Origin of the sequence: Pseudoalteromonas sp. SG43-8 (assembly GCF_014164245.1) — a bacterium.
Taxonomy (GTDB): domain Bacteria; phylum Pseudomonadota; class Gammaproteobacteria; order Enterobacterales; family Alteromonadaceae; genus Pseudoalteromonas; species Pseudoalteromonas distincta.
On the sequence record NZ_JACJEX010000014.1, the window covers coordinates 13,290 to 34,776 of the forward strand.

A 21,487-nucleotide genomic window follows, 5' to 3' on the forward strand; every position below is an offset into this window, starting at 1 on the left:
TATAAATTAATGTACCTTTTGAGGATAAAATAATGGATTACAGCACTTCTGATTTATGCGACCACTTTGCTGACGTGGTTGACGTGCTAGAGCCTATGTTCATCAACTTTGGTGGTCGACACAGCTTTGGTGGCCGCATTAAAACGGTTAAATGTTTTGAAAATAATGAACTCATCCGCGAATTACTTTCTCAAGATGGTACAGACCTAGTACTTCTTATTGATGGTGGCGGCTCAACTCGTCGCGCACTAATCGACATTGAACTGGCTGAGCTAGCACTTGAAAACAACTGGAATGGTATTGTTGTTTACGGCGCAGTACGCCACGTTGATGAGCTTGAAGAGCTTGATTTAGGCATTCAAGCAATTGCTTCAATCCCTGTTGCAGCCGACAGCGAAGGTGCTGGTGAAGATGCTATAGGCGTTAACTTTGCTGGGGTATCATTTTTTGATGACGACTTTATTTATGCTGATAGCACAGGCATTGTTTTATCTGCAGAAGAATTAGAGTTGGAAGTTGTAGAAGTATAACGTGACTTCCCATTTAAAAGTATATGATGAAAGCGCGGTTAGAACACTTTGCTCTACCCGCGCAAATGAGAAAAAGGCATGGCAATCAATGGCCTTGCTCGACACCCAAGTAAACCTGCAACAAGCACTTGTTGACGCTGCTCAATTTGGTATCCGCTATGTACTTCTGGGTATTTGCGAAGATATCGGCCCAAAAGCAAACTTAGGAAATGGCGGTGCAAACGAAGCATGGCCGGCTTTTTTAAAACGCTTTTTAAACCAACCTCACAATCAATTTATTGCCACTCAAAAAGTGCTTTTATTGGGTGAAGTTAATACTGATGATTTAATGGCGCAAAGCAACCAGCTTAATAATCAGCAAGGCCAGCAGTTAACTCAATTACGAGATTTATGCCAACAGCTTGATGAACGCGTAGAGTCGGTATTGAGCCTTATTTTTAAAGCGGGGCTTGAGCCAATCGTTATTGGCGGAGGTCATAACAATTGCTTGGGAATTATCCGTGCCCTGAGTAAGTCAAAAAATACACCTATTAATGCTATCAACTTTGACCCTCATGCCGACTTTAGAGAATGTGAAGGTCGCCATAGCGGCAATGGCTTTCGCTACGCTTATAACGAGCAACATCTAAGTAATTACCACGTTATTGGCTTACATGAGATAAAAAACAATCAAGCAATTATAGATGCAATGAGTGAAGCTAACTTTACGTTTGATAGCTATCAATCAATACAAGTTAAGCGAAAAACTACACTCACGCAGGCAATTGAAAACGCATTAAGTAATTTTAACGATTTACCACTGGGTATTGAAGTTGATTTAGATAGTATTACTTACATGCCGGTGAGTGCGTACACATGTTGCGGATTTAGTGTGAATGACACTGAGCACTTTGTGCATTTAGCAGCAAACCATCGCGACTCTAAGTACTTACATTTATGTGAAGCAGCGCCTAGCCAGCACCCTAACGGAGTTGAGGCCGGTGCTGCCCATGTAGGACAAGTGATCAGTGCACTTGTGAATAGCTATCTACAAGCCAAAGAAAACACTTAGCGCTGTTGAACTAATCGCCACTCTTTTAGCCAGCTCATTAAACCAATACTACTTAGCGGGTGACCAAAGTAATAACCTTGGGCAGCATAACCTTTTAAGCTTTTTACAAACTTAAGTTGCTCAAGTGTTTCTACCCCTTCAAAAATCACTTTTGTTTTTTGTTGGTTATGCATTTCAACCATTCCGCTAACTAAACTGCGTATATTGTTTTGATTACTAAAGTCAGCAGTGAGTGAAGGTGAAACCTTAATATACTCTACCGCTAAGCTTGGTAACTTAGAAAGCAGTACCGGGTTATCACCAAGTCCATCAACACATACTTTTAAGCCTATGTTATTAAGCCTTGCGATCATGCCTCTGCCTTTATCATCTAGTCCCGCAAAAATATGCAAAGGGCATTCAACAATTAAATCGCCAGCTTCCAAGTGATGCTCACTTAAAACAACATCAACAAATTCAATAAACTCTTCGTTAAGCATTTCAGGACCAAATACGTTAATGCTAAGCGGTATAGAAATACCTTCTATTCTAAGCGCCATTGCAAGCTCAGCAGCTCTCTCTATTACAAATTTAGCGAGTGGATAACCAAGCCCTGCAATTCTAATGTCGTCGATAAACCTGTTAGCGGATAAAATCCCTTGCTTAGGGTGCTGCCAACGCAGTAGTAATTCTAAAAACTCAATTTGACCGTTTTCGTTACAAATAATAGGCTGAAAATAAAGCTCTAACTCGCTCGAAAAATCAATATTTGCTAATTCCTTTAGTCGCGCTTGTTGCTCTCGCAATTCAATCATCATTTGTTGATGATAAGGCACAACCTTGCGATCTGGGTGGCTATCGAGTGCCAGATATGCGTACGATATTAAATTATCAAAGTTGTTATCTTGCTCATTACAATCAACATAACTCGCTCTCGCTTTTACTTCTACAGTGCAGTTAGCAACATTAAATGGCTTAAGCGTTGCACCCAGTATTTGGTCAATAACTAATTCATGTAAGTGTTTTTGATTCGCGAAACTACAAATAAATGCAAAGTTAAGACCCCCTAAGTGGGCTAGCTTTTCTTGTCCAGTTAAAGTCACTATTTCGTCACTTGAAAGTAGCTCTTTTATTCGATTAGCCGATTGCGCTAACAGTATATCGCCAAAGTCGCGTCCAATATGCTGGTTAACTTGCTCAAAGCCTTCAAGGCGAATAACGATTAACGCTGCGCTTATTTGTTTGTTGTCGCACCATGTATAGTAACCTTGACGTAACTGTTTTCTATCTGCAAAAACTGAAAGCGGAGACTCTTCAACAAATGCATCACCTTCAGGTTCTGGCTCTATAACGACTTCTATTTCAGCACTTTCATCATTTAAAAAACCTACAATAGCTAATAATAATATTGCTAACACAACCCAAAATAGCGGAACTTCCAATAATAAATGAGCTGAAAATAGAACAACAAATAAAAGACCAGCCATTGAGCTGGTAATTATCATGCTCCAATTATTTCGCTCAAATGCTTGCCATAAGTGAAAACAAAACCCAAAGGCTAGTAAAATAGCAAGCCAAGCCGCACCGCTGCTTAAGATAGCTAAACCAACAGCAGCTGTGCATAAATAACTAAATTTAATACTGGTATTTTTAACAGCAAATAAAGTGGCGATCATCGCCATTAATAGTGCACCACTAAAAAATATTGGGAAATTACTGTCGGTTAGTATGTTCAAATTAACGGCATCCGTATTCGCTAAAAAAGTTTAAACCAAGTTATATGTGGGTAAAAATAATACAAACTAATTAATTCTACCCAAAATCCATAAATTTAACAGTTTATTTACGCCAAATTGGTAACTTAATTGTGATGGATGACTTATTTGCCAATGCGCAATATCAGCTCTTGCGCCAACCTTTAAAATACCACGGTCGTCTAAACCTAGTGCTTTAGCTGCATTTCGAGTAACACCAGCTAATGCTTGCTCAGGTGTTAATCTAAACAATGTGCATGCCATGTTCATCATCAAGTGCACTGAGCACAGCGGTGAAGTACCTGGATTAAAGTCACTCGCAATAGCTATCGGTACTTTATATTGATTAAGTAATTCAATAGGTGGGAATTTAGTTTCTCTTAAAAAATAAAATGCGCCTGGCAATAACACCGCTACCGTCCCAGCGTCTGCCATGGCTTTTACACCCTCTTCATCTAGATGCTCAATATGATCAGCCGAAAGGCCATTAAACTGCGCCACCAGCTTAGCACCCTGTTGATTAGATAACTGCTCAGCATGGCATTTTACTGGGAGGTTATGCTTTTTAGCCGCCTGGAAAACACGTTTGGTTTGCGAATAACTAAACCCAACATTTTCACAAAATACATCGACTGCATCAGCAAGATTATTAGCTACTACCTGATCAAGCATGTCAGTACACACTAAATCAATATATTCATCAGCACGGCCTTTGTATTCAGGCGGTAGAGCATGCGCCCCTAAAAAAGTAGTTTTAATATCAATAGGGTGATGTTCACCTAATAAACGAGCGACTTCTAATATTTTTATCTCGTTTTCAGTATCTAGCCCATAACCAGACTTTATTTCAACGGTGGTTACACCTTCTTTTAACAACGTATTTAAGCGATCTTTTGCATCTACAAACAATTGTTCACGGTCGGCTGCTCTTGTGGCTTTAACCGTACTTGCTATGCCACCGCCTTGTGCTGCGATTTGCTCATAGCTTACGCCTTGCAAACGCTGTTCAAACTCTTGCGATCTTGAACCTGCAAATACTAAGTGAGTATGGCAATCTACTAAGCCCGGCGTTAACCACTGTCCTTTTACACTCAATGTCGGCGTTGCAAACACATCAAAACTAGGCAATGTTGATTGCTCTCCAATCCACGCAATTTTACCATTTTTAATGGCTATAGCAGCATTTTCGATTGCGCCATAAGGGGCATTTATATTGCTATCCATAGTGGCAATATTGGCATCAGTTAAAAGTAAGTCGATTTCTTCTAACTCATAATTTTGTGTTGTGCTTTGCATTTTTTAGCCCTTTTTACGCCGCGAGTGATGAAAATATAGTCTAACAACCCATCTTGTATATACAAGGTAATTGTGTCATCTTATTTATATAGTTTATTTTTAATGTAACCATAAATTTAATGATGACACCTAAATTTGCGCAAATAAAACAATTCATTGTTGATAAAATACGCAGCGGTACGTGGCAAGAAAACCAACGTGTTCCCTCTGAAAACGAACTAAGTAGTCAATTTAGTGTAAGCAGGATGACAGCCCGCAGAGCACTAAGCGAATTAACTGAGGCAGGTATTTTAACCCGCAGCCAAGGGTTAGGTACATTTGTAGCTACATTTAAATCGCAGTCATCGTTACTTGAAATAAAAAATATTGCTGATGAAGTAAAAGAGCGTAACGGCAACTACACCTGTAGTGTACTCATACTCGAATCAATAAATGCAGTAGCACCTATTGCCATTGCACTTGGTGTTGAGGTTGACAGTGTTGTATATCGAAGTGTACTTGTGCATAACGAAAATGACAGCCCTTTGCAGCTAGAAGAGCGTTTTGTAAATCCTGCCCTTGCGACTGGCTACTTACAACAAGACTTCAGCACGCTTACACCACATGAATATCTATCTAGTGTTGCCCCACTTACCCAAGCAAGGCATACAGTAGAGGCCATTATGCCAAACAGCGAAATGTGCCAATGGTTAAATTTATATAATGAAGAGCCATGCTTACAAGTGATCCGACGCACCTGGTCTGTTAAAGGCATTGTAAGCTTTGCGCGCCTTGTATCACCTGGCAGTAAATATCGCTTAGGCGGCCACTTAACATTTAAAAAATAACAAACAATAGCGCTTACTGCGCTTTTTTTATAACAAATCACCTTGTATATACAACAGGAGCAAAACATGAACAACCGACTCGACACAAGTCGCGTAATACGTGCACCTCATGGAGATAAAATAAGTGCTAAAAGCTGGCAAACAGAAGCTGCTAAGCGCATGCTAATGAATAACTTAGACCCTGACGTTGCAGAGCATCCTCATGCACTTGTTGTATATGGTGGTATTGGCCGAGCAGCTCGTGATTGGCCAAGTTATGACAAAATTATAGAAACCCTCGATAGACTCGAAAGCGACGAAACCCTGCTTGTACAATCAGGAAAACCCGTTGGTGTATTTAAAACCCACAGTAATGCTCCTCGCGTGCTTATTGCTAACTCAAATCTTGTTCCACACTGGGCAAATTGGGAGCACTTTAACGAGCTCGATAAAAAAGGCTTGATGATGTACGGGCAAATGACGGCGGGTTCTTGGATCTATATTGGCTCGCAAGGCATAGTACAAGGAACTTACGAAACCTTTGTAGCTATGGCAAAGCAACATTTTGCAGGTAGCGCTAGTGGTAAATGGGTATTAACAGGTGGTCTTGGTGGTATGGGCGGTGCGCAACCACTTGCAGCTACAATGGCTGGGTTTAGTGCACTGGTTGTTGAATGTGATGAAAGCCGTATCGATTTTCGTATAAAAACAGGCTACGTTGATGTAAAAGCAACAAGTCTTGAACACGCACTGCAATTAATAACCGATGCATGTGTTAAAGGTAAAGCCCTCTCAGTGGGTTTACTAGGTAACGCTGCCGATGTATTTAGTACACTGGTTAAAACAGGCATTACCCCTGATGTAGTCACAGATCAAACATCTGCTCACGATCCATTAAATGGTTACTTACCACAAGGCTGGACAATGGAGTACGCAGCAAAAATGCGTGAGCAAGATCCAAAAGCCGTAGTAAAAGCCGCTAAACAATCAATGGCAGTCCAAGTTAAAGCTATGCTAGCACTACAAAAAGCCGGTGCCGCCACTACTGATTACGGTAATAATATTCGTCAAATGGCGTTTGATGAGGGTGTTACCAACGCGTTTGATTTTCCTGGATTTGTGCCTGCATATATTCGCCCTTTATTTTGTGAAGGGATTGGACCATTTAGATGGGTAGCATTATCAGGCGACCCTGAAGATATATATAAAACCGACGCTAAAGTAAAAGAGCTTATTCCTGATGATGCACATTTACATAACTGGCTTGATATGGCGCGGGAACGCATACAATTCCAAGGTTTACCTGCACGCATTTGCTGGGTTGGCCTAAAAGATAGAGCACGCCTTGCACTGGCCTTTAACGAAATGGTTAAAAATGGCGAACTTAAAGCCCCTATAGTTATTGGTCGCGATCACCTCGACTCTGGCTCAGTTGCCAGCCCTAACCGCGAAACAGAAAGCATGAAAGATGGCTCAGATGCAGTATCAGATTGGCCATTACTCAACGCACTGCTTAATACCGCAAGTGGCGCTACTTGGGTGTCGCTTCATCATGGTGGCGGTGTAGGCATGGGATTTAGTCAGCACTCTGGTGTAGTTATTGTTGCCGATGGTACTGATGAAGCTAAAGAGCGTATTGCTCGCGTACTGTGGAACGACCCTGCAACAGGTGTAATGCGCCATGCTGATGCCGGATACGACATAGCAAAAAACTGCGCTAAAGAACAAAATTTAGACCTACCTATGTTAAACGAGGAATGATCATGTTCGAACTTACTCTCACACCCGGATCACTTGATTTAAACACACTAAGAAAAATTAATAATTCACCGGTAAAGTTAAGCCTTGCAAAGCATGCCGAGTCGCAAATAGCAGCCAGCGCGCAAACCGTTCAAAATGTTATTAATGAACACCGCACTGTATATGGAATTAACACCGGCTTTGGATTATTAGCCAATACTAAAATTGCCGACGACCAACTTGAATTATTACAGCGCTCCATTGTGCTTTCACACGCTGCGGGTATTGGCGAATACATGGATGACAGCACAGTAAGGTTAATGATCACCTTAAAAGTAAACTCGCTTTCACGTGGCTATTCGGGCATTCGCCTGCAAGTAATCCAATTTTTTATGCAGCTGCTTAGTAGCGAAGTATATCCATGCGTGCCTAAAAAAGGCTCCGTGGGGGCATCGGGAGATTTAGCCCCTCTTGCGCATATGTGTCTACCTTTATTAGCTGAAGGTCAAATGCGACATAAAGGAGAAATAATTAGCGCAGCACAAGGGTTAAAAATAGCGGGACTTGAACCCCTTACCCTTGCAGCCAAAGAAGGCTTAGCATTATTAAATGGCACACAAGCGTCGACTGCGTTTGCACTACAAGGCCTATTTAGAAGCGAGAACCTATATGCACAAAGCTGCGTTATCGGATCAATAAGCATAGAAGCTGCAATGGGCAGTCGCGCGCCATTTGATGCACGTATTCATGAAATTCGCGGACAGCGCGGACAAATAGACACCGCTCAAGTATTTAGAGAGCTACTCGATACGCACTCTCAAATTAGTAACTCCCACGTCAATTGTGAAAAAGTACAAGATCCATACTGCCTTCGCTGCCAGCCTCAAGTGCTAGGTGCTTGCCTAACTCAGATACGCCAAGCCGCAGAAGTATTGCTATGCGAGTCGAACGGTGTAACCGATAATCCGCTAGTTTTTGCCGATGTAGGCGACATAATATCGGGAGGAAACTTTCATGCAGAGCCCGTTGCAATGGCCGCTGACAACTTAGCAATCGCAATTGCCGAAATTGGCGCATTAGCAGAAAGGCGAATTGCATTACTTATCGATTCAAACCTATCCAAATTGCCGCCATTTCTAGTTGAAAACGGCGGGGTAAATTCTGGATTTATGATTGCCCAAGTTACCGCAGCAGCGCTTGCATCAGAAAACAAATCATTAGCGCATCCGGCTTCGGTTGATAGCTTGCCTACATCTGCAAATCAAGAAGATCATGTTTCTATGGCAACCTTTGCAGCAAGGCGCTTAGATGAAATGGCCAATAATACCCAAGGTGTTTTGGCAATAGAATGGTTAGCATCGGTTCAAGGGCTAGAATTTAGAAAGCCGCTTGAACCATCAGATAAAGTGCAAAGCGCTAAAGCATTGTTACGCGAGCATGTAAGTTATTATGATAAAGACCGCTACTTTGCTCCCGATATCGAAGCTGCTAATACATTACTAAGTGAAGGTAAGCTATGCGACTTTATAGAGAGCAGTCCCCTGCCTTCAGCATATTAAATACCGTGCTGATAGCTAAACCCTAAGGCTTCAATGGCTGAGCCTAATATTTTTCGCTCAGCCGAATCAGTTCCTGTAAACGTTGGCATTTCACCACCATGTTGCTGACACTTCATAGCGTAGTATTCAGCTTTTGTGGGGTGCGCAGGATTAACCACATTATAAATATTTTGCCCTACTTGCCAGTGCTCTATCACCGCAAAAATAGCATTAATTACATCTTGTTGATGCACCATATTTACCACTTGCTCACTTGATGTATTGAGCTCTTTACCTGCCACAAAACGCCCCGGTTCTCTATTAGGCCCTAGTAAGCCAGCTAAACGAAGTATTTTGCCATCTTGCTCAAGCACTTGCTCTTCAGCTTCGTAAAGCTTTATTTGGCGCTCGTTTGTGCATGAAATATCGCTACTTTCACTATATACACCAGGCTCTTGATCGTACACCCCGGTTGATGAGCACAATAAAAAGCCCTTTGCGTTTAGCTCCTTTGAAAGCTTAAGCGCTGCGGTGAGTGTTTCAGGATAATTACTTTCACTGTGCCTGCTACGTGGTGGAATAGCACATACCCAATAAGCACCTTGTAAATCAACTTGATGCCTTAATTGTCCATCTTCAAGTGTAAACTGACGCTCAAAGTCAAACTCGTGTATATCTGTTCTATGCGTTCCTTGTACTTGCCAGTCAGCTTTTTGTGCACTTACGCATAAAGCATGTCCTAACCAGCCTGCACCTAATACTACTAATTTATTACTTTTATTTGTCATTTTTGTATAAGCCTTTATTTTAAACGCATAATTAGTTCTTTCTATCTAACTTTATAGAGATTTTAAGTAAGATATGATTAGATATAATTTCATAAATAATAAAAATATGTGTACTCATGCTAAATAATTTATCATTACGGAAGAAAATATTATTATTGATTGGTGGAACAATTACCGTTTTACTAATTATCGCCTCAACATTTTTTGTTAAACACATTGCCAATCTCTCTAGAGAAAACATAGAAAACGAAGCACAAAGTTATCTACAGACCGAGCAACTTTCAATGCAAAGTTACTTCGCGATGTACGGTAAAATGGTATCAACCTTTGTTAATAACCCACATTTAATCAACTTTTTTGAAAATTGGGATACACGCGATCAAGCACTCGAAAGCGCGCCAGGTTACAACGAAGTAAACCAAGACTTTGTGCGTTTAAGCTCAAATGACGAAAACATTTTATCGGCCTTTTTTGCCTCAGCAACCACCGGTGAATACTTTAAAGAAAACGAGCGTACAAGTCACTACAACGGCCAGCCTTATTACGCTTACAAGCGTGGGTGGTGGCAAGAAGCCATGCAAGTTAACAAGCTTTACGTAGGTCCAATCTCTGTTGATTTAACCACAGGCGTAGCATCCGCAGTAGTACAACAACCTGTTTATAACGCTCAGCGAAAACTCATTGGTATGGGCGGTGTTGATTTACAATTAAACAAAATTAACGACATGGTCGAAAATATTCGCTTTAACGGCCAAGGTTATGGATTTTTACTCGATGGTAATCAAAAAGTAGTTCATTTTTCAAAGGCCACTGGGCATAAACTTTCAATTACAGATGAAGGTGCAAACGGTAAAGAAGGGCTCGATGCGCTTGAGCAACAATTTACAAATACAGCAGGCTTTAAAGAGTTAAATACACAAATGCGAAATAACCTTGAAGGCAGCCAAATGGTTACTTTTAAAGGTGAGCAGTTTTATGTGGTTTACCATCGTCTGCAGCTAGAGCAGCCTTATATAGATTGGTATGTAGGTCTACTTATCCCAACTACTATGATTGAAGAGCCCGTAAATGCTGCAGTAACCGCTACAACAACGGCGGTAATTATTATCTTAATCATTATATTAGCCATGATTTTATGGGCTACCCACATGATTTCAAAACCCATTACAACGCTTACGCACATTATGCGTGATATAGCATCGGGCGAAGGCGATCTTACTCAAAAAATTTATATTAATAGTCAAGATGAAGTGGGACAGCTGGCCAACCACATGAACACTTTTATTGATAAGTTGCACGCCATGATGCTTGATACCGCAGCGCAAGCAGAACAACTAAGTAATGCAGCGGCCCAGCTAAGAAGTGTTTCTGAGAAAACAAATTCTGAAATTCAGCAAGAGAAGCAGCAAGTTGATAGCGTGAGCGCAGCGGTAACTGAAATGGCGACTACTGTGCTTGAAATATCACGTAACGCACAACACACAAATAACGCAGCTGAAGAAGTACAAGCAATTACAGCTGAAGGAGCTAGCCGTTCTACACAGGCGCAAACAGTAATGACTGAACTGGCATTACATATTGGCGAAGCATCTAAAGTGGTTGCAGGTCTTGAGCAAGAAAGTAATAACATTGGTGCATTAGTCGATGTAATTAATTCCATTGCTGATCAAACCAACTTACTTGCACTTAATGCGGCTATAGAGGCTGCTCGTGCCGGTGAACACGGTAGAGGCTTTGCTGTTGTTGCTGATGAAGTACGTTCACTAGCAAGTCGCACACAAGAATCAACAGACGATATTCGAAATATGATTTCGCGCTTGCAGCAAATAGCTCAACAAGCCTCAGTAATGATGCAACAAGGACAAGATCAAACCGAGGGCTCAGTGCTTCAAACTAAAGAAGTGCTTAGCTCACTTCACAATATTGCGCAGTCGGTTACTAAAGTACAAGACCAAAGTCATCAAATAGCCACATCTACCGAGGAGCAAACTGTTGTTGCTGAGGATATTAATACGAGCCTTTCGGCAATTAATAACTTAGTGAACAGTACCGCTGACCATGCGCACACCCTCGCTGACGAAGCTCGTGACTTAAGTGATTTAGCTGCGGCGCTTAACAAAACGGTTAATCAATTTAAATTATAAAACTTGTATTTAATAGTTGTGTTTAAGCGTAAAACTTAAGCGCAACTATAACCCTTGTTTTTAATTTATTTAGCACCATATCTTTACAGTTCGCTGCTATTTTTACTGTAATTGAGTAATACAAAGTGATTTTTACGAACCAGATCAAATTTTTCGATTTTATACACCGATCTTTTTATTGAGATAGTTTGTTGTTTGGCAGAGTCTGGTATAGTAGCGCACGTAATAAACAGTGCTTTTTGAACGGTTTAATACAAAATTGCTAATTAATATGTTCTAAGTGTTACTTAAAAGCACATATTAATTACCAATTGTTAAAAATGGGTTAGCCGATACTCGGCTGACAAAGAATACATTGTAACGGTTTTATCATGATATCTAATTTATTTACCAAGCTTTTTGGTAGTCGCAATGACCGCACTATTAAAAACTTAAGAAAGACGGTCGCGCTAATCAATGCGCTAGAAACGCAACTTGAAGCGCTTTCTGATGAAGATTTAAGAGCTAAAACAGCTGAGTTTAGAGAACGTTACGATAACGGACAAAGCCTTGACGACATTCTACCAGAGGCTTTTGCTGTGGTACGTGAAGCGTCAAAGCGTGTAAATGGCATGCGTCATTTCGACGTGCAGTTATTAGGTGGTATGGTTTTACATCAAGGTCGCATTGCAGAAATGCGTACCGGTGAAGGTAAAACACTTACAGCTACTCTACCAGCTTATCTAAACGGCTTAACAGGCAAAGGTGTTCACGTAATTACCGTGAATGACTACCTTGCTAAACGTGATGCTGAAACCAACCGTGCGTTATTTGAATTTTTAGGCCTTACAGTAGGCTGTAACGTACCAGGTATGATGCCGCAGCAAAAGAAGCTCGCTTATACTGCCGACATTACATACGGTACTAATAACGAATTTGGTTTTGACTACCTTCGTGACAACATGGCTTTTAGCATTGATGAACGAGTTCAACGTCCATTATTCTATGCTGTAGTCGATGAAGTGGATTCAATCTTAATAGATGAAGCACGTACCCCGCTGATTATTTCAGGCCCAGCTGAGGATAGCTCTGAGCTATACACTGAAATAAACACCATCGTTCCTTTACTTGAGCTTCAAGAAAAAGAAGACGAAGAAGGTATTGAAGGCGATGGCGATTACACGATTGATGAAAAGTCTAAGCAAGTTCATTTAACAGAACGTGGTCAAATTAAAGTAGAAGAGCTACTTACTGAGCGCGGCTTAATTGAAGAAGGCGATTCGCTTTATTCAGCAGCAAGCATTACGCTACTAAGCCATGTTTATGCCGCCCTTCGTGCTCATAAGCTATACCAAAAAGATGTTGATTACGTTGTAAAAGAAAACGAAGTAATTATTATCGATGAGCATACTGGTCGTTCAATGGAAGGTCGTCGTTGGTCAGAAGGTTTACACCAAGCTGTTGAAGCAAAAGAAGGTGTAAAAATTCAAAACGAGAACCAAACACTTGCCTCTATTACGTTCCAAAACTACTTCCGTTTATACGAAACGTTAGCAGGTATGACAGGTACAGCCGATACTGAAGCATTTGAATTTCAGTCTATTTATGGCCTTGATACTGTTGTTATGCCAACTAATAAGCCGATGATTCGTGATGATCGCGCCGATTTAGTTTACCTAACGCAAGAAGAAAAATACGAAGCTATTTTAATTGATATTAAAGACTGCCAAGACCGTGGACAACCGGTGCTTGTTGGTACTATTTCAATTGAAAGTTCTGAGTATTTATCGCAGTTTTTACGCAAAGAAAAAATTAAGCACAACGTACTTAATGCTAAATTTCATGCGCAAGAAGCTGACATCGTTTCAGATGCTGGCCTACCAGGGACAGTAACAATTGCAACAAACATGGCCGGTCGTGGTACCGATATCGTGCTTGGTGGTAACTGGAACAGTGAAGTTGAAAAACTTGAAAACCCAACTGATGAGCAAATTGCTGAAATTAAAGCAGCTTGGAAAATTCGCCATGATGCAGTAATTGATGCCGGCGGTTTACATATCATAGGTACTGAACGTCACGAATCTCGTCGTATAGATAACCAATTACGTGGTCGCTCTGGTCGTCAAGGTGATGCTGGTTCAAGCCGTTTTTACTTATCGATGGACGATGCGTTAATGCGTATATTTGCCGGTGAGCGCATGACTAACATGATGCGTAAACTCGGTATGCAACGCGGTGAAGCAATTGAACATCCATGGGTAAACCGTGCGATTGAAAATGCACAGCGTAAAGTAGAAGCACGTAACTTTGATGTACGTAAGCAACTACTTGAGTACGATGATGTAGCAAACGATCAACGTCGTGTTGTTTACTCTCAGCGTAACGAACTACTTGAAGAAGGCGATATTTCAGAAACTATTACTGCAATTCGTGGTGACGTACTTAGCAATACAATTGATCAGTACATTGCACCGCAAAGCCTTGCTGAAATGTGGGACATTCCTGGCCTTGAAGAGCGTTTAAAACAAGACTTCTTAATTGAGTTACCTATTACTCAGTGGTTAGCAGATGACAATAAACTATACGAAGAAAAACTTCGTGAGCGTATTGAGCAGGCGGTTGAGCAGTCATACAAGCAAAAAGAAGAGCAAGTTGGCGATTCTGTTTTACGTCAATTCGAAAAAGCGATTATGCTACAGAGCCTTGATCAGCATTGGAAAGATCATCTTGCTGCAATGGATCATTTACGCCAAGGTATTCATTTACGTGGTTACGCGCAAAAGAATCCTAAGCAAGAGTACAAGCGTGAATCGTTTGAGCTGTTCTCCGAAATGCTTGAAAACTTGAAAGTAGATGTTGTAAGCATTCTAAGTAAAGTACAAGTACGCGCAGAAGAAGATGTTGAAAAAGTAGAAGAGCAACACCGTAAAAGTGAAAATGCTCCTCGCGAATACCAACATGAAGAAGCTGAGCACGTAGGTGGCGAAGCGCCAGAAACAGCGACAGTAATGGCTCGTACAGAACCAAAAGTAGGTCGTAATGACCCTTGCCCTTGTAAATCAGGTCAAAAATTCAAACAGTGTTGCGGTAAATTAAAATAACCCAATATTGTCAGTAGCTTATTAAAAAGCGGCGCTAGCGTCGCTTTTTTTTATGGAGTTTTAAAGTAATGACTATAGAAATTGTACATGTAGCTGTTGGTGTTATTAAGAAAAATAACGCTATATTCATTTGTAAACGTGCAGATGAACAACATCAAGGCGGTTTATGGGAATTTCCTGGTGGTAAAGTCGAAGCTGGAGAAAGTGTGTTTGTTGCACTTAAACGCGAGCTTATTGAAGAAGTTGGACTAACCATTCACAGCTCTAGCCAATTGATGGTGATTGAACATGACTACGGCGATAAATGCGTTAAATTAGATGTACACGTAGTAAGTAACTTTAGCGGTGAGGCACATGGCGCTGAAGGGCAACCTAGCGAATGGGTAGCAATTAGTGAATTAGAAAATTATGATTTTCCTGAAGCGAATGCTGAAATTATCGAAAAAATAGTTGCCCGATACGCATAAAAAAAGGGCATAAGTGAGCACAATGAATATCTCAATACAAAATAAGCTAAGCGAACTGTTAGCACTGCCCACTGAGTTAACTCAAGTTAGTGCGATTGGTAGCGGTCATATAAATAGTACATGGCTACTTACAAGTATTGATAAACAGTTTATTGTGCAAAAACTAAATACTGAGGTATTTAAAAACCCTGCTCAGTTAGTGAGTAACGCAAAACTAATTGAGCAGCATTTAAATGCTAAACAACTGCAAAATAATTACCCGCTTGAAATAATCAAACATATAGCGACACAAAGCGACGAACACTTAATAAAAATTGATAATGCGTATTATCGCGTCCTTAACTATATTAGCGGTAGCTACAGCGAAGACGTTGTTAAAAATACCCAGCAGAGCGAGCAAGCGGCTTACGCCTTTGGCGTATTTACTCATGCATTACAAGATTTTGATGCGCAACAGCTACACACTGTAATTCCTGATTTTCATAACTTAGCGATGCGCTTTGAGCAATTAGATACCGCAATCACTAACAACGTAGTTAATAGAGTAAAGCACTGCAATGGTGAAATAGAGTATTGCTTAACGCAGCAGCATTTAATTACTGAGCTTAGTCAGGTAGCTAAACACATACCCCTTAGGGTGTGTCATAACGATACAAAAATAAATAATATGCTGTTTTGTAATACAACTCACAAAGCAAAAGCAGTTATTGATTTAGACACCTGCATGGCAGGACTTTGGCTTTATGACTTTGGCGACATGGTACGTACATTTTGCTCCCCCGAAGCCGAGGATTCAACAAACTTACACAACGTTGTTATTCGAAAAGATATATTTTCAGCCATTGTTAAAGGCTATGTAACGCCATTAAAAAGCAGCATGAGTATACTAGAGCAAGAAAGCTTATTATTAGGCGCTAAAATAATGCCACTCATGTTAAGTGTGCGCTTTTTAACTGATTACTTAAATAACGATGTGTACTTTAAAGTAGCTCATGCAGAGCATAATTTAAAGCGAGCACAAAACCAACTCGCGCTTTATAAAAACATACTGAGTAACGAAGAATGGATGCACGCGTGCTTAGTCGATAAACAAATTCAAGATACAAAAAAACCAGTAAGCTAAAAACTTACTGGTTTTTTGTTATTTATAGCAATGCAATTACCAGATTTTTACGCGATCTTCTGGTTTGATATACATTTTATCACCTTCTTTTACGTCAAACGCTTCGTAAAACTCAGGCATGTTCGACAAGATACCGATTACACGGTAGTGACTTGGTGAATGAGGGTCTGTTAATAAACGATTACGTAACTCTTCATCGCGGTAGTTACGACGCCAGATTTGTGACCAACCCATAAAGAAGCGTTGATCGCCTGTGTAACCATCTATCACGGGTGCTTTTTTATCACCTAAAGATAGCATATACGCTTTATGCGCAACGGTTAAACCACCTAAGTCACCAATGTTTTCGCCAAGCGTTAGCTCACCATTAACACTTGCATCTTCAAACGGTTTATATTCGTTATACTGTGCAACTAAAGCCGCTGTACGCTCTTCAAATTGCTTAAGGTCAGTCTCACTCCACCAGTTACGTAAGTTACCGTCACCGTCGTATTTAGCACCTTGGTCGTCAAAACCGTGACCCAGCTCATGCCCAATTACCGCGCCAATTGCGCCGTAGTTTACAGCATCATCCGCTTCTAAATTAAAGAATGGTGGTTGTAATATAGCGGCTGGAAATACAATTTCATTGTTTACTGGGTTGTAATACGCATTTACTGTTTGCGGAGTCATGTGCCATTCAGAGCGATCAACTGGTTTACCCAATTTAGCAATCATGTCTGCGTATGCCCATTCGCTATAACGGATGTAATTACCTACTAGCTCGTCTGAGTTAATCTCTAGCTCTGAGTAATCTTTCCACGTGTCTGGGTAACCAATCTTAGGCGTAAATTTGTCTAATTTTTCTTTCGCTGCAAGCTTTGTTTCAGGGCTCATCCACTCAAGATTTTCGATAGCAACGCCATAACCTTTAATTACGTTATCAACTAACTCTTCCATGCGTGCTTTCGCTTCTGGGGGGAAGTTATCTTTAACGTATACCTTACCTAAAATCTCACCAAGTACACTGTTAGATGCATCAACCGCTTGCTTCCAAAGAGGTGCTTGTTCCTCTACGCCACGAAGTGTTGTGCTGTAAAAGTCAAAGTTAAGGTTAACTAAATCTTCGCTAAGTAGCTCTGCATAACCACTTACAAAATGAAATTTTAAGTAGTTTTTCCACGTCGCTAAATCAGTGTCTTTGTAAATAGTAGCAAGTGCTTCTAAGTAGCTTGGTTGACGTACAATAATATCACTTGCACTCACACCTGCATCTTTAAAGAATGCAGCTAAATCAAGGTCGCCCATCAACTTGCTTGCGTCAGCTACTGTCATCTTGTTATAAGATTTAGTTGCATCACGGCTTTGCACACGGCTCCACTGAGCATCAGCTAGTGTTTTTTCAAATGCAAGTACGCTCTTGGCAGCTTCTGCTGCATTTTTAACGCCTGATTTTGCTAAAACATCTGTGATGTATTGCTCGTAAGAAGCACGAATTTTAGTGAATTTTTCGTCATCATTTAAGTAATAATCACGATCTGGTAAACCAAGACCCGACTGAGATAAATACAATGCATACTCGCTCGAGTTTTTAGCATCGTTATTTACAAACCAACCAAACGGTAAAGTGCCGCCTTGTTTTTGAATTTTAGCCATTAAACCCACTAAGTCAGCTTTAGATTTAACGCTATCAATCGTATCTAATGACGGTTGTAATGGCGTAATACCTAGCTCATTACGCGCAGATTGATTCATGTAGCTTTTATAAAATGCGCCAATTTTATACTCATCACTGCCTTTTTTAGCGGCCTTATTCGCGGCTGCGTTTTCAAGGGCAATTTTCATCGCTTTTTGTGACTCATCATATAGCTGCGAAAAAGAACCGTAGTTAGACTTATCACCTGGTATTTCAGTTTTTGCTAACCACTGTCCATTTACATGATAATAAAAATCGTCTTGTGCGCGTACTGAACTATCCATATTCGCTAGTTCAATACCAAGCTCTAGTGGCTTTTCAGCGGGTGCTGTTACTACAGGAGTATCGGTTACTTTAGCTTCTTGTTGTTTTTCACCACAACCTACTAGACCAAGTGCAAGCGCTATGCTCGCAGCGGCCATTGTTACTTTGTTCATAATGATTCCGTTTGTTAGTTAGAATTAAATCATACCAATCTGCTTATGCATGGGGTCTATTTAACGTTAAGAAAATTACGCTAGAACTAGGCAAAAGTTTTTGTATCTAGTTGTTCTAAATAAAAAATTTTTAACGACGTTATAGTGCAATTTAATTCGTTAAATTGATCAAAGATTTATGCAGGTTGGTATCACATACCAACTCCATTAAATTCTTGAATATAGCAGGAGTAAAAATAGCACTGCCTGTACGCTTTTACTTAATGGAATGGGTATCAAGGGAGCTTTAAATAATAAAGCACACCACGCAGTATCATAAACCTCATTAGACCAACAATAAAATGGAATATGTAACAAAGTATTTTGAATGCGGTGAGCTGCAAAAATAGCCCTACCAATAACAATATAGTGGGTGGCTAAGGCTAACTTTTATTCTTTCCGTGGAGCGCTAAACGCTCTAGTTTTTCTTTTAATGAAGGGGGGGCAGAAGCCGCTATCGCATTTAAGTAATTAGCGGTTTGCTCACTCATTTTCCGTGAGTTGGTAACTGTAGGGCTGCCCGATTTATTCGCGGTACTTAATCGCTGAGTTGCTTGAGGATTTGCAGTTATTTTTATTTGCCCGAGCTCTGCCATTCCAGCAGCTCTAAAGTGTGAAAGCATATCCATTTTTAAATAATTAAGCCTAAGTGCGATAGGCGCAGATACCGCCTCTATCATTAGCGTGCCGTCTCGGTAATTACTAACTCTGCATTTATCACCCAATTTAGGGCCTAAAAAATCTTTTAATAGTGTTTGCTGTGTATCAAGTGCTTGGCTTTTGCCTGCATAAGCCGATAAACGATTATTTAACCCCGCCATAATATCGGTTAGCGGTTTTGGTGCATATCTATCTTTAGCCATTTTACACCTCGTAAAAACTCACTTAGACCCAGAGATAATACTCTGGGTCTAAGTATACACTGCGTATTAATACTACGCGCCGGCTATTTGCATTTGCTCTATTAGTACTGAGCCTGTTTGAATACCACCACGGCGTTCTATATCACCACCAATGGCAGAAATACCTTTAAACATGTCTTTTAAATTACCAGCAATAGTAATTTCACTTACCGGATATTGAATTTCACCATTCTTAACCCAAAAACCTGCAGCACCACGAGAGTAGTCACCCGTTACGGTATTTACGCCCTGCCCCATTAGCTCTGTAACTAATAAGCCAGTACCCATGGTTTTTAATAGTGCAGTTAAATCGTTATGAGTTTGCTCAACGAGCCAGTTATGTATACCGCCCGCATGCCCTGTTGGGGTCATGTTCATTTTACGCGCAGCATAACTTGCTAATAAATAAGTTTGTAACTCGCCGCCTTGAATTATTTCTCTATCGAATGTTTTAACACCTTCGCTATCAAACGGTGACGATGCCAACCCTTTTAAAATATGTGGGCGCTCAGCAATATTCACACAATTACTAAATACCTGAGTGCCTAAGCTATCAAGTAAAAAACTTGATTTACGATAAAGCGCGCCACCACCAATTGCCGACACCAAGTGACCAAACAATGAATTTGCAATATCTGCTCTAAAAATAACAGGCACTTTCATTGTGCCTAACTTTTGGCTGTTTAATTTAGCTAAGGTTTCAGCTGCCGCTTCAAGACCCACTGCCGCCGCATCATTTAAACCAGCCTGATCGCGAGCAACTGTATAAGCAGAGTCGCGCTGCATGTGTTCGCCATCTTTACCTATTACCATAGTACTAATACTATGGCGCGTACGTGGAAAGCCTGCAATTAAACCGTGGCTGTTACCATAAACACGTAATCCCTGATGCGATGAAAAACTCGCACCATCAGAGTTAACAATGCGCTCATCTGCATTTAATGCAGCTTGCTCAGCAGCATGACAAAGCTCAATGCCTTCCTCAGGACTTACATCCCAAGGATGATATAAATCTAAATCTTTAGGATTAAATTCAAGTAACTCTTTATCAGCAACGCCGTTAAATGGGTCATCAGATGTAAATTTGGCTATATCAATCGCTTTTTCGACTACCGTGCGCAATGTTTTTGGATTTAAATCAGCAGTTGACGCCGAGCCTTTATTATTACCAACATATACACTAATGCCTAAGCCGCCGTCTTGGTTGAACTCAATGGTTTCTACTTCACCCATTCGTGTACTAACCGATAAACCAGACGTGCTAGACATCGCAGCTTCTGCAGCTGTAGCGCCTAATTTTTTAGCATGTTCGAGTACTTCTGCTACCGCATCTTTAACTTGCGATATTTGAGAATAAATTGGATCGTTTTGTTGGCTTTTCATAAATTAAGTCCTGAGCCTTAGAGGCATAATGCACGCATTTCTTATATTTAAATGCTAACACACTCAATGCATCACATCAGCTAATATTCCTAAGTATCATATTCATGTATAATGGCAAAAGTTATTTTTATTTAAGAGCACCCCATGGCAAAGAAAAAAGGCAAGCCTGCTGAAATTGAAGAAGAAATTGAATATGTATCAAGAACGGAGCTTAAACGCGAAGCGCAAGAGTTTCATCAGTTAGGTACTGAAATTGCCAAAATGGGTAAAAAACAGCGCGAACGCCTGCCATTAAATGACGATTTAAAAGAAGCGATGGTTGTTGCTGATAAAATAAGTAACAAAAGCGACGCGTACCGCCGCCACTTAAATTACATCGCTAAAACACTGCGTACTGTAGAAAACATTGATGATATTAAAGCGATTATCGATGTGATGCTTAATAAAAATAACCAAGCTGAAGTATTGGTCAAAAAAATTGAGCAATTACGTTCAGATTTAATTGAGCAAGGTGATGACCTTATCAATGAGACTATTGAGCAGTTTCCATCTCTTGATCGTCAACAGATGCGCCAATTAGTTCGTAATGCAGCAAAAGAAGCGAAAGCTGAAAAGCCAGGTAAAGGTTATAAAGAATTATTTCAATACCTTAAAGATGCTCATACTATTACGTATTAATTAGGTCGTATTAAGTTATATTTTATTAAAAAAGGTGCTTCGGCACCTTTTTTGTTATAGATCAAACCGCCTTCCTG

General features: G+C 40.4%; 16 protein-coding genes. 10 read left to right on the forward strand and 6 right to left on the reverse strand.

Features of this window, described 5'->3' with window-relative positions; translation table 11 throughout:
* Positions 1–32 precede the first annotated feature (32 nt).
* Both rraA and H5122_RS17555 read left to right on the forward strand, forming a co-directional pair.
* Positions 33–530, forward strand: coding sequence for a ribonuclease E activity regulator RraA (gene rraA / locus H5122_RS17550; RefSeq protein ID WP_002959955.1), 498 nt, complete (start codon positions 33–35; stop codon positions 528–530).
* A 1-nt stretch (position 531) separates the two neighbouring features.
* Positions 532–1,581: a formimidoylglutamase gene (locus H5122_RS17555; RefSeq protein ID WP_165723716.1), complete on the forward strand. Its 1,050-nt coding sequence runs from the start codon at positions 532–534 to the stop codon at positions 1,579–1,581.
* Here H5122_RS17555 and H5122_RS17560 read toward each other — a convergent pair.
* Together H5122_RS17560 and hutI are read right to left on the reverse strand one after the other, a co-directional pair.
* Complete coding sequence (locus H5122_RS17560) at positions 1,578–3,242, reverse strand: EAL domain-containing protein (protein ID WP_182682819.1); 1,665 nt, start codon at positions 3,240–3,242, stop codon at positions 1,578–1,580. The genes H5122_RS17555 and H5122_RS17560 overlap by 4 nt on opposite strands.
* Positions 3,243–3,362: 120 nt before the next feature.
* The gene (hutI, locus tag H5122_RS17565; protein WP_165742855.1) at positions 3,363–4,610 is read right to left on the reverse strand and encodes an imidazolonepropionase; all 1,248 of its coding nucleotides are present in this window, start codon (positions 4,608–4,610) and stop codon (positions 3,363–3,365) included.
* A gap of 119 nt (positions 4,611–4,729) precedes the next feature.
* On the opposite strand from hutI, the gene hutC reads away from it, so the two are divergent.
* From hutC to hutH, 3 genes are all read left to right on the forward strand, one after another.
* Complete coding sequence (gene hutC, locus H5122_RS17570) at positions 4,730–5,437, forward strand: histidine utilization repressor (RefSeq protein WP_182682816.1); 708 nt, start codon at positions 4,730–4,732, stop codon at positions 5,435–5,437.
* 66 nt (positions 5,438–5,503) lie between these two features.
* Positions 5,504–7,177: a urocanate hydratase gene (gene hutU, locus H5122_RS17575; RefSeq protein WP_182682815.1), complete on the forward strand. Its 1,674-nt coding sequence runs from the start codon at positions 5,504–5,506 to the stop codon at positions 7,175–7,177.
* 2 nt (positions 7,178–7,179) lie between these two features.
* Complete coding sequence (hutH, locus tag H5122_RS17580; protein WP_182197460.1) at positions 7,180–8,715, forward strand: histidine ammonia-lyase; 1,536 nt, start codon at positions 7,180–7,182, stop codon at positions 8,713–8,715.
* Here hutH and H5122_RS17585 read toward each other — a convergent pair.
* Positions 8,712–9,482: an NADP-binding protein gene (locus tag H5122_RS17585; RefSeq protein WP_182682814.1), complete on the reverse strand. Its 771-nt coding sequence runs from the start codon at positions 9,480–9,482 to the stop codon at positions 8,712–8,714. The two genes, hutH and H5122_RS17585, sit on opposite strands and share 4 nt — an antisense overlap.
* A 116-nt stretch (positions 9,483–9,598) precedes the next feature.
* On the opposite strand from H5122_RS17585, the gene H5122_RS17590 reads away from it, so the two are divergent.
* The 4 genes from H5122_RS17590 (at position 9,599) to H5122_RS17605 (ending at position 16,296) form a co-directional block, all read left to right on the forward strand.
* Positions 9,599–11,626: a methyl-accepting chemotaxis protein gene (locus H5122_RS17590; protein ID WP_182682813.1), complete on the forward strand. Its 2,028-nt coding sequence runs from the start codon at positions 9,599–9,601 to the stop codon at positions 11,624–11,626.
* Positions 11,627–11,997: 371 nt separating this feature from the next.
* Positions 11,998–14,706 carry a preprotein translocase subunit SecA gene (gene secA, locus H5122_RS17595; RefSeq protein ID WP_039485905.1) on the forward strand — a complete coding sequence of 903 codons (2,709 nt, stop codon included), beginning with the start codon at positions 11,998–12,000 and terminating at the stop codon, positions 14,704–14,706.
* Between the two features lie 68 nt (positions 14,707–14,774).
* Positions 14,775–15,173, forward strand: coding sequence for an 8-oxo-dGTP diphosphatase MutT (gene mutT / locus H5122_RS17600; RefSeq protein WP_007582062.1), 399 nt, complete (start codon positions 14,775–14,777; stop codon positions 15,171–15,173).
* A gap of 22 nt (positions 15,174–15,195) precedes the next feature.
* Positions 15,196–16,296 carry a phosphotransferase enzyme family protein gene (locus H5122_RS17605; protein ID WP_182682812.1) on the forward strand — a complete coding sequence of 367 codons (1,101 nt, stop codon included), beginning with the start codon at positions 15,196–15,198 and terminating at the stop codon, positions 16,294–16,296.
* Positions 16,297–16,332: 36 nt separating this feature from the next.
* On the opposite strand, the gene H5122_RS17610 is transcribed toward H5122_RS17605, so the two are convergent.
* The 3 genes from H5122_RS17610 to pmbA all read right to left on the reverse strand — a co-directional run bounded on the left by H5122_RS17610 (position 16,333) and on the right by pmbA (position 20,732).
* Positions 16,333–18,408: a M13 family metallopeptidase gene (locus H5122_RS17610; RefSeq protein ID WP_182682811.1), complete on the reverse strand. Its 2,076-nt coding sequence runs from the start codon at positions 18,406–18,408 to the stop codon at positions 16,333–16,335.
* A 422-nt stretch (positions 18,409–18,830) separates the two neighbouring features.
* The gene (locus H5122_RS17615) at positions 18,831–19,310 is read right to left on the reverse strand and encodes a DUF721 domain-containing protein (RefSeq protein ID WP_002959934.1); all 480 of its coding nucleotides are present in this window, start codon (positions 19,308–19,310) and stop codon (positions 18,831–18,833) included.
* A gap of 72 nt (positions 19,311–19,382) precedes the next feature.
* Positions 19,383–20,732, reverse strand: a complete 1,350-nt coding sequence (gene pmbA, locus H5122_RS17620; protein ID WP_182682810.1) for a metalloprotease PmbA — start codon at positions 20,730–20,732, stop codon at positions 19,383–19,385.
* Between the two features lie 144 nt (positions 20,733–20,876).
* Here pmbA and yjgA point away from each other — a divergent pair, with 144 nt between their 5' ends.
* On the forward strand, positions 20,877–21,410 hold the full coding sequence (yjgA, locus tag H5122_RS17625) for a ribosome biogenesis factor YjgA (RefSeq protein ID WP_002959930.1): 534 nt from the start codon (positions 20,877–20,879) through the stop codon (positions 21,408–21,410).
* The last annotated feature ends 77 nt before the right edge of the window (positions 21,411–21,487 follow it).